This is a genomic window from Paenibacillus luteus (assembly GCF_006542765.1).
Classification (GTDB): Bacteria; Bacillota; Bacilli; order Paenibacillales; family Paenibacillaceae; genus Pristimantibacillus; species Pristimantibacillus luteus.
Genome location: NZ_SKCD01000010.1, coordinates 55,933 through 69,877, shown reverse-complemented (window position 1 = coordinate 69,877; position 13,945 = coordinate 55,933). Strand labels below are relative to the sequence as shown.

Annotated in this window: 15 protein-coding genes; all 15 read right to left on the bottom strand. The window is 48.9% G+C overall.

Features of this window, described 5'->3' with window-relative positions:
* Positions 1-2: 2 nt before the first annotated feature.
* Positions 3-1,334 (bottom strand): diaminopimelate decarboxylase, encoded by a 1,332-nt coding sequence (gene lysA / locus E0496_RS07580; protein WP_141501007.1) that lies wholly within the window; start codon positions 1,332-1,334, stop codon positions 3-5.
* Between the two features lie 131 nt (positions 1,335-1,465).
* Positions 1,466-3,112 carry a spore germination protein gene (locus E0496_RS07575; RefSeq protein ID WP_141501006.1) on the bottom strand — a complete coding sequence of 549 codons (1,647 nt, stop codon included), beginning with the start codon at positions 3,110-3,112 and terminating at the stop codon, positions 1,466-1,468.
* 25 nt (positions 3,113-3,137) lie between these two features.
* Positions 3,138-3,566, bottom strand: coding sequence for a stage V sporulation protein AB (locus tag E0496_RS07570; protein ID WP_139994598.1), 429 nt, complete (start codon positions 3,564-3,566; stop codon positions 3,138-3,140).
* The gene (locus E0496_RS07565; RefSeq protein ID WP_141501005.1) at positions 3,559-4,209 is read right to left on the bottom strand and encodes a stage V sporulation protein AA; all 651 of its coding nucleotides are present in this window, start codon (positions 4,207-4,209) and stop codon (positions 3,559-3,561) included. Before E0496_RS07565 ends, E0496_RS07570 begins: the two co-directional genes overlap by 8 nt.
* A 114-nt stretch (positions 4,210-4,323) precedes the next feature.
* Positions 4,324-5,079 carry an RNA polymerase sporulation sigma factor SigF gene (gene sigF / locus E0496_RS07560; protein WP_139994594.1) on the bottom strand — a complete coding sequence of 252 codons (756 nt, stop codon included), beginning with the start codon at positions 5,077-5,079 and terminating at the stop codon, positions 4,324-4,326.
* Between the two features lie 19 nt (positions 5,080-5,098).
* Positions 5,099-5,545: an anti-sigma F factor gene (gene spoIIAB / locus E0496_RS07555; protein WP_139994592.1), complete on the bottom strand. Its 447-nt coding sequence runs from the start codon at positions 5,543-5,545 to the stop codon at positions 5,099-5,101.
* Positions 5,542-5,895, bottom strand: a complete 354-nt coding sequence (gene spoIIAA / locus E0496_RS07550; protein ID WP_141501004.1) for an anti-sigma F factor antagonist — start codon at positions 5,893-5,895, stop codon at positions 5,542-5,544. Before spoIIAA ends, spoIIAB begins: the two co-directional genes overlap by 4 nt.
* A gap of 255 nt (positions 5,896-6,150) precedes the next feature.
* Positions 6,151-7,353, bottom strand: a complete 1,203-nt coding sequence (locus tag E0496_RS07545) for a D-alanyl-D-alanine carboxypeptidase family protein (RefSeq protein ID WP_141501003.1) — start codon at positions 7,351-7,353, stop codon at positions 6,151-6,153.
* Between the two features lie 250 nt (positions 7,354-7,603).
* Positions 7,604-8,935, bottom strand: a complete 1,332-nt coding sequence (locus tag E0496_RS07540; RefSeq protein WP_141501002.1) for a pyrimidine-nucleoside phosphorylase — start codon at positions 8,933-8,935, stop codon at positions 7,604-7,606.
* A gap of 35 nt (positions 8,936-8,970) precedes the next feature.
* Complete coding sequence (locus E0496_RS07535) at positions 8,971-9,129, bottom strand: aspartyl-phosphate phosphatase Spo0E family protein (protein WP_141501001.1); 159 nt, start codon at positions 9,127-9,129, stop codon at positions 8,971-8,973.
* A 110-nt stretch (positions 9,130-9,239) separates the two neighbouring features.
* Positions 9,240-10,079, bottom strand: coding sequence for a purine-nucleoside phosphorylase (locus tag E0496_RS07530; RefSeq protein ID WP_141501000.1), 840 nt, complete (start codon positions 10,077-10,079; stop codon positions 9,240-9,242).
* 56 nt (positions 10,080-10,135) lie between these two features.
* Entirely contained in the window at positions 10,136-11,323 is a 1,188-nt protein-coding gene (gene deoB, locus E0496_RS07525; protein WP_141500999.1) for a phosphopentomutase, read from the bottom strand.
* Positions 11,324-11,368: 45 nt separating this feature from the next.
* The gene (gene xerD, locus E0496_RS07520) at positions 11,369-12,259 is read right to left on the bottom strand and encodes a site-specific tyrosine recombinase XerD (protein WP_141500998.1); all 891 of its coding nucleotides are present in this window, start codon (positions 12,257-12,259) and stop codon (positions 11,369-11,371) included.
* A gap of 115 nt (positions 12,260-12,374) precedes the next feature.
* On the bottom strand, positions 12,375-12,608 hold the full coding sequence (locus E0496_RS07515) for a YqzK family protein (RefSeq protein WP_141500997.1): 234 nt from the start codon (positions 12,606-12,608) through the stop codon (positions 12,375-12,377).
* An 83-nt stretch (positions 12,609-12,691) separates the two neighbouring features.
* The gene (gene ald / locus E0496_RS07510) at positions 12,692-13,828 is read right to left on the bottom strand and encodes an alanine dehydrogenase (RefSeq protein WP_141500996.1); all 1,137 of its coding nucleotides are present in this window, start codon (positions 13,826-13,828) and stop codon (positions 12,692-12,694) included.
* Positions 13,829-13,945: the final 117 nt, after the last annotated feature.

Sequence of the window (13,945 nt, the reverse complement as noted above, 5' to 3'; positions counted from 1 at the left end):
CCTTATTTCGCAAGCGGTGATTTTTGAAGTCTTGCCGGAATGACATCATTACATACAATATTTTCAAGCGATTCCCGCTTAACCGCAAGGTCTGCCTGGCCATCCTTAACGAAAACAACAGCTGGGCGACGAATACGGTTATAGTTGCTCGCCATGGCATAATTATAAGCACCTGTGCAGAAAACAGCAAGCAGGTCACCATTTTCAGCTTTAGGCAGTTCCAAATCCCAAATCAGCATGTCGCCGCTCTCGCAGCATTTGCCTGCGATTGAAACCGTTTCTTGAGCGGGCTCATTGGCGCGGTTGGCAAGTACAGCTTCGTATTTGGATTGGTAAAGCGCTGGGCGAGGGTTGTCCGTCATACCGCCGTCAACCGCAATGTATTTACGAACACCTGGGATATTTTTGCTAGTACCGACTGTGTACAATGTCGTTCCTGCATCGCCGACCATGCTGCGGCCCGGTTCTACCCAAATTTCAGGCAGCGGGAATTCCGCATTGTTGAAATTCGCAATAATTGCGCCTGTAATCGCTGCAACATATTCGCTGATTGGCAAAGGCGTGTCTCCCTCAACATAACGAATGCCAAATCCACCGCCTAGGTTGATAACTTTGAACGTTAAATCCAGCTCGTTGCGAATTTGCACGGCAAAATCTGCAACCTTGTCCACAGCCATACGGAAACCTTCAACCTCGAAGATTTGCGAACCGATATGGGAATGCACACCCAAAATAACAAGGTTAGTCAAGGACAATGCTTCTTGAATCGCTTGCTTCGCTGCACCATTGCCAAGGTCAAAGCCAAACTTGGAATCCTGTTGACCCGTGGAGATGTAATCATGGGTATGAGCTTCTACACCTGGTGTAATGCGAAGCAAGATATTCACTTTTTTCCCTTTATCGCCTGCAAGCGCATTAAGAAGTTGGAGCTCCATGAAGTTGTCGACTACGAAACAGCCAATGCCTGCATCAAGTGCCATGTTGATTTCTTCCGGTGTTTTGTTATTGCCGTGGAAGTGAATGCGCTCCGCAGGGAAGCCCGCTTGCATAGCTGTGTACAGCTCGCCATCAGATACGACATCAAGCGAAAGTCCCTCTTGCTCGGCAATCGCGCACATCGCCATTACGCTGAACGCTTTGCTGGCGTAAGCCACTTGAAAGCGAAGTCCAGATGCTTTGAACGCCTCGACGTACTCGCTAGCGCGTTGACGAACGAGTGCCTCGTCCACAATATAAAGTGGCGTACCAAACTGTGCAGCCAAATCAGCTACATCACAGCCGCCAATCTCCAAATGTCCTTTAGTGTTAATTTTACTAGTTCCATGCAGGTACATAATTTCCCCTCAGCTTTCTTCTATCTGCTGGCAGATAGAACGGATAGAATTTGCATCAATAGCACAAGTATAACGCAATCTACCCGCCATGCGAAATGGATAAATCCACATTTGATTTGCATTTTATGAATCTACTCCGTCTCCGGCATCTTATCCCGCTGTTGAGCTCTTAGGTTGTTAGGCCTTGTTCGGTTATACAGCACCGGCTGACGAATGATAATGTTCCACAGCGCCCTGAGGTCAAAAGGAATGAGCGGCCACATATAGGGACGGTTGAACGAACGCTCCATGACAAGCAAGAGCATAATTGCTGTTGTCGCAATGACAAAGCCAGGAACGCTGAAGGCGGCCACCGCAATGATCAGGACAAGCCGCACAATGCGGTTCGCCAGTCCAAGCTCATAGCTAGGTGTCGCAAACATACCGATGGCCGCAACCGCCATGTACAAAATAACCTCGTTCACAAAAATACCGGTTTGCACGGCTATATCGCCTATTAAAATCGCCGCTACCAAAGACATTGCCGTTGCAAGAGAGGTTGGCGTATGCACCGAAGCCATTCGCAGCAGATCCACTCCGATTTCCGCGAGAAGAAACTGAACAACGAGCGGCAGCTTAGCTGTCTTGTTAGGTCCCAAAAACTCTAACGCAGGCGGCTTAAGCTCCGGATGCATAACAAAAAGCAGCCAAAGCGGAAGCAGGAACAACGAAGCAAAAATTCCGATAAATCTCACCCACCGCAAATAGGTTCCGATAAACGGCGTTTGGCGGTTCTCCTCGGCATGCTGCATTAAATCCGCATAGGTGGTCGGCAATGTCATGACGCTCGGCGATGTATCAACGAAAACGGCTACATATCCTTCAAGCAAATGTGCTGCGACCGTGTCCGGCCGCTCTGAATAGCGTACGAGTGGGAACGGATTCCAGCCCCGTTTGACGGTTGCCTCCTCCAACTGCTTGTCAGCAAGCGGCAAGCCATCGATTTTGACCATTGAAATTTTGTCCTTAATCGACTTCAGAAGCTCTTTGTCCACGATATCGTCAATGTAAGCGATGCAGATATCCGTCTGTGTCCGCTCACCTACGCGCACGATCTCATAGCGCAGTTGAGGGTCACGCAGCCGTCTCCGAACAAGAGATACGTTTACCATCAGTGTCTCCACGAAGCCGTCTCTGCTGCCGCGTACGACCTTCTCAAGTGAGGGCTCCTCCGGCCCCCTTGCAGGGAAAGCCTTGGCATCGATCATGACAACGCTCGATTCACCATCGATGAACAACGCCGTCCCACCAGAGAGCACACCCGTCAGCATGCTGTTCCAATCCTCTTCCTTGGTTACTTGTGCAGCAGGCACATATAAATCAAGGAATGAATGAAAGGCGTGCACAGACAGATCCTGGGGCTCCAGATACGTCAAACGCATTAATACATCGGTCAAAAGAGTGTCCTTAACGAGACCGTTCATGCAAAGCATCGCCGTACGACGCTCGCCAAAGGTCATTTCCCTGACAACGACGTCAAAGCTTGTTTTATAACCTATTTCATTCTCCAGCCTTGCGAGAACGGCATCCAGCTCGTCAGGTATAGGCGTTTTTTCTTTCTTTCCTGCTTTCTCCGAGCTGGAACTCCCAATTTGTGGCTTCTTCTGGGAACCGGCAAAGAACCCATTATCCGAGCTTTGGCCGGATTCCTCTCGCTGCTGATCCTCTGAAATTCCAGCAATAGGAGGAGCGCCATTCTCCCTGCTATCGTGTTCATGCTCCGTTTGTTCATCCTTCATCCGTGCTCACCCCACTTTTATTCAGTTACCATTGAAAAACGAGCCAATCAAATAATGATCCCAATGTTTTTCCAAGAACCATCGCCATCACAAGCCCGACCATGTAGGCAGATAAATTCATTCTTTTGGCCAATATCGGAAGGACGTTCATCACCTCGGTCAAGGCAGCGGCCAGCATGCCGACGAACATGCCGTCAATCAATCCCGCGGCACTCAAAAAAACTCCGGAGGGCAAAGAAAGCTTCCAGTTCATAAAGTCTGCAAACGTCCAATAGAGTGACCCTGAAATCACGGCCGTTTCGAACCACACCGACATGCGATAGGCGCTCGCGACTTGGGCAAGGCGCGGGATTAAATCCAATACGATCAACAGCGCTACCAGTCCGCTCCCTACCGCAAGCCCGCCTGCAAGTCCCAGCAAAGCGACAAATACGTTGGATATCGCGCTAATCATCGGAGTTTCCCTTCGTTTGATCATAATCCGCCTTTTTGCGCATTTCGTCGGCTATGACATAGGCGTTTACATTCTCTTGGTACATATACAGCTCCACCTCAAGCGGATTCGGCTCTTCATTGAACCTTTTTCGGAACAAATGGTTAAAAAACAGCACCATGCCTAGCCCAATGCCAAGCGAATAAGGGATTTGAAACCATAAAGGATGCTCCGTCCGCTTGCCCGTAATGAGCTCAACGATTCGAATATGGACCTCCTTCATACTGACATCAGTGTGGAAATTCATAATGGCTAAGCCCGCTCCAAAAAACAACAAGAGCCACGCAAAAATAAGCACAGGTATACGGGGTTTAACAGGCTTCTCCGCTACCATTACCAGCACCTGCGGGTCTCCGTAGGCCTCAATGGTGAGACTGCCCTCCTGCTCTCTTATCGTCTTGACGATTTGCAGTAGGTCGATGACGACGCGGTTGCCGTCCGCTTTCTTATGCTTATAGAGAATAAGCCCCTTCAATCGCTGTTCAATCTCATCGTCCTTCGCGAGCAGCCTTGCGGCTTGTCCCAGAGTTACGACTTGGTTCGGTTTCATGTAGATTCGTTTTTTTAAACGCAGATAGAGGACCGATTGCTTGGATGTAGCCATCTGTCAGCTTCCCTTCTGCTTATGCTTTGGTGTATGTTTCCCTTTTAGTATGAGAAAAGGAGGATTCGGATACTCATGCAATTTGAGGTAATAAATAGAAAAAACCAAATCGCCTCAAAGGGCGATTTGGTCTCTTATCGATTGCAATATTTTCTTCTCAAGCCGCGATACCTGCACTTGTGATATGCCAAGCCTGCTCGCTACTTCGGATTGCGTTTTATCACGGTAATACCGCAAGTATACAATGAGACGCTCCCGCTCGTTCAAGCCTTCGATGGCTTCGACAAGCGCCAGCTTGTCAAACCAGCGATCCTGGGATTCGTCAGCTATTTGATCCATGAGCGTGATTGGGTCGCCGTCGTTTTCAAACACCGTTTCGTGTATCGACGTAGGAGGCTTATTGGCTTCCTGAGCGAATACGACATCCTCTGGCGTAATGCCAAGCCGCTCCGCAACCTCACTGATTGTAGGCAGGCGGCCTAACGTTTTGGAGAGCTCATCCTTCATTTTACGCACCTTATTGGCGGTTTCCTTGAGGGATCTGCTTACTTTCAACGTACCGTCATCGCGTAAAAACCGTTGAATCTCACCAATGATCATCGGAACGGCATACGTAGAAAACTTCACATCATAGGACAAGTCGAACTTGTCCACCGATTTCAGCAACCCGATGCATCCGATTTGGAATAAATCCTCCGGCTCATAGCCGCGATTGATGAACCGCTGCACTACGGACCAAACCAGCCTGATATTGCATTGTACGAGTGTATCCCTTGCAAGCGTATCGCCGGACTGACTTAACGCAATAAGCCGCTTCACTTCCGCGTCATCCAAGTATGGCTGGGCCGTCTGCTTTAGATTGACATCCATGAGGTTCAACCCCTATACGCTAATTGTAGAGCGCTTTTTTCGATTCGATTCGTTTCAGCATTGCAACGCGAGTCCCGCCATCAACCATACTGGTAACCTCAAAACGGTCCATAAAGTTTTCCATGATCGTAAAACCCATGCCCGAACGCTCGAGCTCAGGCTTCGATGTATAAAGCGGCTGCCGCGCCAGCTCCAAATCCTCAATGCCCCGCCCGTTATCCGATATCGAGATCGATACCGAATCGCCTTCAATTTTTGCTTCAATGGTTACTTTGCAAGATGCGTCGCTTTCATAACCATGAATAATCGCGTTCGTAACCGCCTCGGACACTGCTGTTTTCAAATCATTCAGCTCCTCAAGCGTCGGATCAAGCTGTGACACAAATGCAGCAACTGCGATTCGTGCGAAGGCTTCGTTTTCCGAGCGGGCGCTGAAGGAAAGCGTCATTTCATTCGATCCGTTCATGACACCACCTCCAAACTGGAAATTGCGTTCCGTTCGTTATCGTGAATCGTCAATATTTTGAACAGGCCTGACATTTCAAACAAGCGGTGAACATTCGGATTCACGTCGCAAACGACCATTTTTCCGCCCTTGCTTTTCACCTGCTTGTACCTCCCCAGGATAACGCCCAGCCCTGAGCTGTCCATGAATTGCAACTCCTTCAAACTAAGGATGACATGCTCACTGCTTCCGCGAAGGATCGCCTCTTCCATTTTAAATCGGACGACATCGGCGGTGTGGTGATCAAGCTCTCCCCGCAGCCTCACGATCAGCACATTGCGGTATTGCTCCAACTCTGCTTGCAGACTCATTATGCTGTTCATCTCCTCTAGGTTTTTTCAAATATAAGAAAGCTTGCGGCAAATCCGCTCTCCCTTCCTTACATTTACCGTGAAACGTAGACTGCTCTGCGATCAATCAGTTCCAGACGTTTACACTTGCCGAGATAGAACTAGCAATTCTCCAAAAAGGCAGCCTATTCCTGCATGCCGACAAAACTAGAAGCATACCGCTATGAGATGACAAAATATGCTGGTCGATTCAGCCTTATTGAGCTTTTTCGTGAGCTACGCGAACAAACCGGAGAAGGAGCGCTTCAGCAATTTAAACCAGCCTGCACGTTCTACGGATAACGGCGCATCTACATCAAATTCCTTCAACACCTGATCCCCCTGGTAAACAACAAGCTTGCCGATCGGCTGGCCGATTTGAACTGGGGCTTTAAGCGGACCATTGATCTTCAGCTCATAACGGATGTCTTTCGTTTGGCTGCCTTTCTTAAGCAGCACGCTATACGCATGCTTGGCCACCAATGGAAGCTCTGGTGCTACGCCCTTTTCGATCTTCAGCGTACCCATCGCTTCTCCCTCTTTAATAATCGAGTGGTTCATATACTGGGCAAACGTATAATCGAACATTTGCGATACCTCGGCATTTCTGGTCTTCGTATCCGGCTCTCCCATGACAACGGCTATAACCCGCATATTGTCCCGCTTCGCAGTTGCCGACAAACAATATTTCGCTTCACTGGTGAAGCCTGTTTTCAAACCATCGGCACCGCTATAAAATCTGACCAGCTTATTCGTATTTACAAGCCAAAATGGCTTCTCGGACGTTTTACGCAAATAATCCTGGTAAAGCCCTGTGTATTTAGTCACTTCGGAATGCTTAAGCAGTTCCCTCGACATGACGGCAATATCATGCGCCGAAGAGAAATGATTCGCTACCGGCAAGCCATTTGGATTCGAAAATTGCGTATCATTCATGCCTAGCTGCTTTGCACGCTCATTCATCATGGCGACGAACTCCTGTTCCGTGCCGGCTAGTTTCTCCGCCATGGCTACCGAAGCATCATTGCCCGAAGCGAGCGCGATGCCCTTGATCATATCATCTACTGACATTTCTTCGCCTGGCTCAAGAAAAATTTGCGAGCCCCCCATGGAAGCTGCATATTCGCTAGTCTGGACTTTGTCTGACAGCTTGATTTTCCCATCATCGAGCGCTTCCATAATGAGAAGCAGCGTCATAATCTTGGTAATGCTTGCAGGTGGAAGCTTATCATGGCTATTCTTCTCATAAATAACGGTACCGCTGTCCGCATCCATCAGGATCGCTGAACGGGCAGATACCGCCAAATTAGCTGTAGGAGCCTGGTTGGAAGGAGCTGGTCCAGGCGCCGGTGTAGGCTCCACAGCCGCAAAGGCTGCCGCAGGCAGCGCAAGCGCAAATGCGAGAATAAGTAAACATAGCTGGATCGAACGTTTTTTCAACTAGATCTCCTCCTAAAAGTTTTGCGAAGCAAAACTTGCTTCGTAAGCGTAAACTTGGTTTTGCGAAGCAAAACTTGCTTCGTATGCGTAGGCACGGTTTTGCATAGCAAACACCGATCGCGCACAATTCGCTTATCTTTCTCTTTTTAGTGTTGACTCTTAAGTTGGAAATTATTCCATCAGCTAGACTTATTGGACAACTAAAAAACCGTTCCCCTAAAGGGGAACGGTTTTCTCTCGGATAAATGAGTTAAGTATAACGCTCGATGCCTGCTGCCGTAATAACCGAAAGCAACAGCGCTCGCGGCTCAGGCTTATGATCTTGAATGTCGTATGATTGGCGTACTCGCTCTAATACCTCAGCGGTATTAGCATTCTCTTCACGCACATGAAGTAAAGCAAGCGTCTCGCCGGCCTCCACGGCATCGCCTACCTTTTTGCGAAGCATGACGCCAACCGCATAATCAATCACGGCATCCTTCGTCGCTCTGCCCGCTCCAAGCAGCATAGCAGCAAGGCCTAGCTGCTCGGCTTCAATGGCATTTACAAAGCCCGTGGTAGATGCTTTTACTTCGATTACAATAGGAGCTTGAGGCAGCTTGTCAGGCTCGTCTACAATGGAGGGATCTCCGCCTTGGGCGGAAACAAAAGATTTGAACTTCGCCAATGCCGCTCCACTCGAAATCCTCTCTTCCAGAAGTTTCCTAGCATCTGCAATCGAATCGGCTTTCCCGCCGAAAACAACCATATGAGCGCCAAGGGTCAAACATAGCTCCGTTAGATCCTCTGGACCATGGCCTTTTAGCGTTTCGATGGATTCCTGAACCTCCAAGGCATTGCCGATTGCAAAGCCAAGCGGCTGATCCATATCGCTTATAACTGCAGCCGTATTCCGTCCGACTTCCGTTCCTATATTTACCATCGCTTGCGCAAGCTTCTCCGAATCCTCTAGCGTCTTCATAAACGCGCCACGGCCAGTCTTGACGTCGAGCACGATCGCATCCGCGCCAGCTGCAATTTTTTTGCTCATCACTGAGCTTGCGATAAGTGGGATCGACTCTACGGTGGCGGTGACGTCCCGCAAAGCATAAAGCTTCTTGTCTGCCGGAGCAAGATTTCCGCTTTGCCCAATGACAGATAAACCAATTTCGTTGACCTGGTTCATAAACTTTTCTCGCGAGAGCTCCGTGCGGAAGCCCTCGATCGATTCAAGCTTATCAATCGTTCCTCCGGTGTGGCCAAGGCCCCTTCCCGACATCTTCGCCACCGGAACGCCTGCAGATGCAACCAGCGGCGCAAGAATTAACGTCGTTTTATCGCCTACGCCGCCTGTGCTATGTTTATCGACTTTAATCCCGCTAATTGGACCCAGATCAACCTGATCGCCTGAATTCGCCATGGCGAGCGTCAGCGCTGCTGTCTCCTTTGGTGTCATTCCCCGAAAAAATACGGCCATCGCCCAAGCGGACAGCTGGTAATCAGGAATGTCCCCACGGGAATAACCGTCTATTAAAAAAGTCAACTCAGAAGCGGTCAGCTCGCCACCGTCTCTTTTCTTCTGTATAAGATCTACCGACCGCATATTTCCCTCTCCATTCGCACATCCGTTAAGTATTGTTATAAAGCACGTCGCTCCCTCTGCACCTGAACAATAATCTCATCAAGCGTCTGGCTTAAGTGGATTACATCGAGATGCTGAAGGCTTTCATTCAACAGAGCCGCTTCAATCATCTTTTTACGCATCTGCTCCATCTGCGTAAGTAATTGCTTGTCCATGTCATTGTCCACTCCATCTTTCTTTAATCATGGACATTATACGACGAATGGCAAAAAAAACACTGTCATATTGAGTCGACGTAATTATTACATTTGTGTTACAAAAAATGTTACATAGCAGCGATTAGAGCCGTAACAAGTCCTAAAAATTGGGACTTGACTCGTTCCGTCGTTTCCATAACTTCAGCATGTGACAACGGTTGATCCAAAATACCCGCTGCCATATTGCTAATGCAGGAAATTCCAACGACTTCAATTCCCGAATGGCGAGCCGCGATGACTTCGGCAACAGTCGACATTCCGACAGCATCGGCGCCAAGAACCCGCAGCATTCGAATTTCTGCTGGCGTTTCATAGGTTGGTCCTAGCAATCCTGCATATACACCTTCACGCAATGTAAAGCCTTGACCTTCCGCAATTTCACGTGTGATCGCACGAAGACGCTTGCTGTAAGCCTCGGACATATCCGGAAAACGTACGCCAAGCGAATCATCATTCGGCCCGATTAACGGATTTTTACCTGTCATATTGAGATGGTCGGAGATCAGCATGAGATTGCCTGCTTCATAGTCGGTGTTTACACCACCAGCTGCATTCGTAACAAGCAAAGTCTTAACGCCTAGCGCCTTCATTACGCGTACCGGAAAAGCCGTCAACTCTGGTCCGTAGCCCTCATACATATGGAAACGGCCGCGCATAAGCAGCACCGTTCTGCCGGATAAGGTTCCAATCAGCAGCTCGCCGGCATGCCCTTCAACCGTCGAGATCGGAAAATGAGGAATATCATGATATTGAATCGTTACCGGATTTTCCAAATGATCGCCCAATACACCAAGTCCTGAACCCATGATCAGCCCGATTTCCGGTCTTAGTTCAGTTTGTCCCTCAATATACGTAGCTGCTTCCTTTATATGTGCCGCCGTTAGTCCTGCCGCTGTAATAGTTGTCATTAAAATTCCTCCTAAAATAAATATGAGCCGCATTAGGACTCTTCACTCACAATTAGTTACTCTTGCACACTAAGCTCAGATAGAAAACTTGTTCCATTCGGCGGTGCCGCAATGCCAAAATTATCGGCTATGGTTGCGCCAAGATCGGAAAAGGTTGAACGAACGCCGAGCTCGCCCGGATTGTTGAAAGAAGGGCTGTACAACAAGATTGGCACATATTCGCGCGTGTGGTCTGTACCGGGATGAACAGGATCATTCCCATGATCTGCTGTAATGATTAACAAATCTTTCTCGCCAAGCTGCTTCACCAATTCCGGTACGGAAAGGTCGAATTCCTCCAAAGCAGCTGAATAGCCTGCTGGATCGCGGCGATGCCCGTAGAGCGAATCAAAGTCTACTAGGTTCGTAAACAATAAGCCTTTGAAAGGCTGCTTAAGTTGTTCGATCGTTTTTTGAATGCCATCAGCATTGCTCTTTGTCGGAGTTGAGGATGTAATGCCTTCCCCATCGAAAATATCGTTGATTTTTCCGATGGCAATCGAATCGTAGCCTGCATCCTTAAGTGCATTCAGGACGGTCGGCTGCGGTGGCTTCACGGCATAATCATGACGGTTAGGCGTCCGTTTAAAGGCACCTGGCTGACCTACATAGGGCCTTGCAATTACACGGCCAACTGTAAACCGTTCGTCCATCGTCAGCTCACGCGCGATTTCACAGGCGCGGTAGAGCTCCTCAAGTGGAATGACGTCCTCGTGGGCTGCAATTTGGAAAACGCTGTCTGCTGATGTATAAACGATCCATGCGCCGGTTTCCATTTGCTCAGCGCCAAGCTCATCCAAAATATCGGTGCCGCTGGCTGGTTTATTGCCAATCACTTTGCGGCCTGTCCGCTCTTCGAAGGGTCCAAGAAGTTCAAGCGGGAACCCTTCCGGGAAGGTTTGGAACGGAACGGTCATTTCAAGCCCCATCAGTTCCCAATGACCAGTCATGGTATCTTTTCCAACGGATACCTCTGCCATTTTGCCATAGTAAGCGGTTGGTGCACCTGCTTCAGATTTCCAATGATGAATCGGGGCAATCCGGTCTAGCCCCCATTTTCTCAAATGCGGAAGCTTCGTTTCAGGCATCTTCTCTACAATATGTCCAAGGGTATGCGATCCCAAATCACCGAAAGCCTCGGCATCAGGCAGCTCGCCAATTCCTACACTATCAAGTACAATGACCGCGATTCGATCGAATTTCATTGGTATGTTTCCTCCTCTGTCTAATTAACCATGGTGAATGCTCTACTATGCACGCGGATGCGCACGGTTATATGTATCCTTCATACGGGTTTTTGAAACCTGCGTATATTTAAGCGTGGTCGAAACATCCGCATGCCCGAGCAGCTCTTGAACGGCTCGAATATCGGCTCCGTTATCAAGTAGATGCGCAGCTACGGAATGGCGAAGCATATGAGGCGTAATCTCCTCTTCTATGCCAGCTTCTTTCGCATACTTCTTTATCGTCTTCCAAAATCCCTGTCTTGTCAAACGTGTGCCTAAATGATTCAAAAAAAGCGCTGATTCCGACGCTCTTAACGTCAACAGCTCAGCTCTCCCGGATTGTAAATAATCGTAAAGCGCCTCTGCGGCAAGTCTCCCAAAAGGCACAATCCGTTCTTTCTGCCCCGTTCCCATGCACTGAACAAATCCTAGCTGCATATTGACATCCTCTATGTTGAGCGACACAAGCTCGGAGACCCGGATGCCCGTTGCATAAATAAGCTCAAGCATCGCCTTGTCCCGTTTGCCGCTTGCACTTGCACTGCTTGGCGTATCTAGCAGCGTGCTTGTCACAGCTACGCTCAAAATACTTGGTGGTTTTTTCTCTTGTTTAGGGGCTTCAAGATAAATAGATGGATTACTCAGAAGAACGCCCTCGGCAACCAGATAGTGGAAAAAAGCCCGTACCGACACGATATGCCGAGACAGCGTTGCCGCCTTTCTTCCCTGTTCTTTCAAATGCAGCATGTACCTTGAGAGATGATGCCGTTGCACGAGATTCAGCTCTAATAGGCTTTCATTTTCAACATAGGAGATGAACTGATTCAAATCCCGCTGATAGGAAGAAAGCGTATTGGCGGACAAGCCGCGTTCCTCCTTCAAATATTGAATGTAACGAATTAAATGAGCTTTCATCGGTATTCCTTTCATATTTCACACATGACTGACTAGCTTTTTCTCCAAAAACATTCAACATTCGACGCTACAAATCCTGCTTGACTGCGATAATCTGTGCAATATGCACAATGAATTACTCCCCATACCAGTAAAACCATCTAAGCCGGTCTGCCGCGTGTTTGCTGTCGGGTGAGTCCGGGTCAGTGACAAACACTTTTAGTGCAGCTCCTTTCGGCTCACGGTAAGGATGCACAGGTGAAATGGCATCTGCAAGCCAGCGATAACCGCCCGTCACAGCCAAAAGCAGCACGGAGAATACCAGTATAAAAAAAATGCGGCTCGTCCATCTGCGAATCGAAAAAACCATGCAAATCAGCCTCCTTATGATGCCGATACTGTTGTCCATCAGTACCACCATATGAGGAGACTGCCGCAAGTATGCTATCCATTTTACAAACGATCGTAAGGAACACTGTCCAGCCACTTTTCAAGTGAAGAATAAGGCAGCCCCGTAGCAAGCGCTACCGGCTCGTAAGTCACTCTGCTAGCGTGCGTATTGACACCCTTTTGAAGCGGTATGCTTTTCCGTATGGCTTCCAATCCGTGGTTCGCCAAATCGAGCGCGTATGGAATCGTAACATTTGTTAGAGCAAATGTCGATGTCCGTGGGACGGCGCCTGGGATATTAGCCACGGCATAATGTACGACGCCATGCTTGACATATATCGGGTCCTTATGCGTTGTCGGCCGATCAACGGTAGCAATAGAACCGCCCTGATCTACCGCCACATCTACGATAACAGCTCCCTTCTTCATGCCTTGAACCATTTGCTCTGTGACCAGATGTGGCGCACGTGCGCCAGGAATGAGTACGGCGCCGATTAGCAAATCTGCTCTGGCAGCTGCTTCCGCTATATGATAAGGACTAGACATCAACGTCCTGACCCGGCCGCCGAAAATATCGTCCAAATACCGCATACGTTCCGCACTTCTCTCTAAAATAATGACGTTTGCACCCATGCCAAGCGCAACCTTTGCTGCGTTGGTTCCCACGATACCGCCGCCAATAATAACAACTTCTGCTGGAGGTACGCCTGGCACACCGCCAAGCAATACACCGCGTCCACCATTAAAAGCTTCAAGGAATTGGGCGCCAACCTGCACCGACATTCTGCCAGCTACTTCACTCATTGGCGTAAGCAAGGGCAGACTGCCGTTTGAAAGCTGAATCGTCTCATAGGCAATTCCGGTAACGCCCTTATCAACAAGAGCCTTGGTCAGCTCAGGGGCGGCTGCCAGATGCAAATAGGTGAACAACAGTAGACCCTCGCGAAAATAACCGAATTCCACAGCTAATGGCTCCTTCACCTTCATAACCAGCTCTGCTCTTGACCATACCTCGGCAGCCGCCTTGATGAGCTCCGCCCCTTCACGCTCGTAATCAGCATCCTCGAATCCGCTGCCCGCTCCTGCGCCTGACTCAACTAACACCTGATGCCCTGCTGCTGCAAGCACAGTAACACCTGCTGGCGTCAACGCCACTCGGTATTCGCTTTGTTTGATTTCCTTGGGCACTCCTACTATCATAGTCATACCTCCTCCATAGCTTCAACGACCGTTTGAGCAAAAATATCTCTTACTATGTTGTATGATGAACCGAGCAGGATTGCTCGTTCTTTTCCGCTCTATAATTGGCAAAACAAA

What these genes read in the sequence shown, in the direction of transcription:
- E0496_RS07575 (WP_141501006.1), bottom strand. Translation starts at nt 3,112, where the DNA reads ATGAAGGATGAACAAACGGAGCATGAACACGATAGCAGGGAGAATGGC.
- E0496_RS07540 (WP_141501002.1), bottom strand. Translation starts at nt 8,935, where the DNA reads ATGCGGTCGGTAGATCTTATACAGAAGAAAAGAGACGGTGGCGAGCTG.
- ald (WP_141500996.1), bottom strand. Translation starts at nt 13,828, where the DNA reads ATGATAGTAGGAGTGCCCAAGGAAATCAAACAAAGCGAATACCGAGTG.
- spoIIAB (WP_139994592.1), bottom strand. Translation starts at nt 5,545, where the DNA reads ATGAACGGATCGAATGAAATGACGCTTTCCTTCAGCGCCCGCTCGGAA.
- sigF (WP_139994594.1), bottom strand. Translation starts at nt 5,079, where the DNA reads ATGGATGTCAATCTAAAGCAGACGGCCCAGCCATACTTGGATGACGCG.
- lysA (WP_141501007.1), bottom strand. Translation starts at nt 1,334, where the DNA reads ATGTACCTGCATGGAACTAGTAAAATTAACACTAAAGGACATTTGGAG.
- E0496_RS07535 (WP_141501001.1), bottom strand. Translation starts at nt 9,129, where the DNA reads ATGGACAAGCAATTACTTACGCAGATGGAGCAGATGCGTAAAAAGATG.
- deoB (WP_141500999.1), bottom strand. Translation starts at nt 11,323, where the DNA reads ATGAAATTCGATCGAATCGCGGTCATTGTACTTGATAGTGTAGGAATT.
- xerD (WP_141500998.1), bottom strand. Translation starts at nt 12,259, where the DNA reads ATGAAAGCTCATTTAATTCGTTACATTCAATATTTGAAGGAGGAACGC.
- E0496_RS07565 (WP_141501005.1), bottom strand. Translation starts at nt 4,209, where the DNA reads ATGGCTACATCCAAGCAATCGGTCCTCTATCTGCGTTTAAAAAAACGA.
- E0496_RS07530 (WP_141501000.1), bottom strand. Translation starts at nt 10,079, where the DNA reads ATGACAACTATTACAGCGGCAGGACTAACGGCGGCACATATAAAGGAA.
- spoIIAA (WP_141501004.1), bottom strand. Translation starts at nt 5,895, where the DNA reads ATGAGTCTGCAAGCAGAGTTGGAGCAATACCGCAATGTGCTGATCGTG.
- E0496_RS07515 (WP_141500997.1), bottom strand. Translation starts at nt 12,608, where the DNA reads ATGGTTTTTTCGATTCGCAGATGGACGAGCCGCATTTTTTTTATACTG.
- E0496_RS07570 (WP_139994598.1), bottom strand. Translation starts at nt 3,566, where the DNA reads ATGATTAGCGCGATATCCAACGTATTTGTCGCTTTGCTGGGACTTGCA.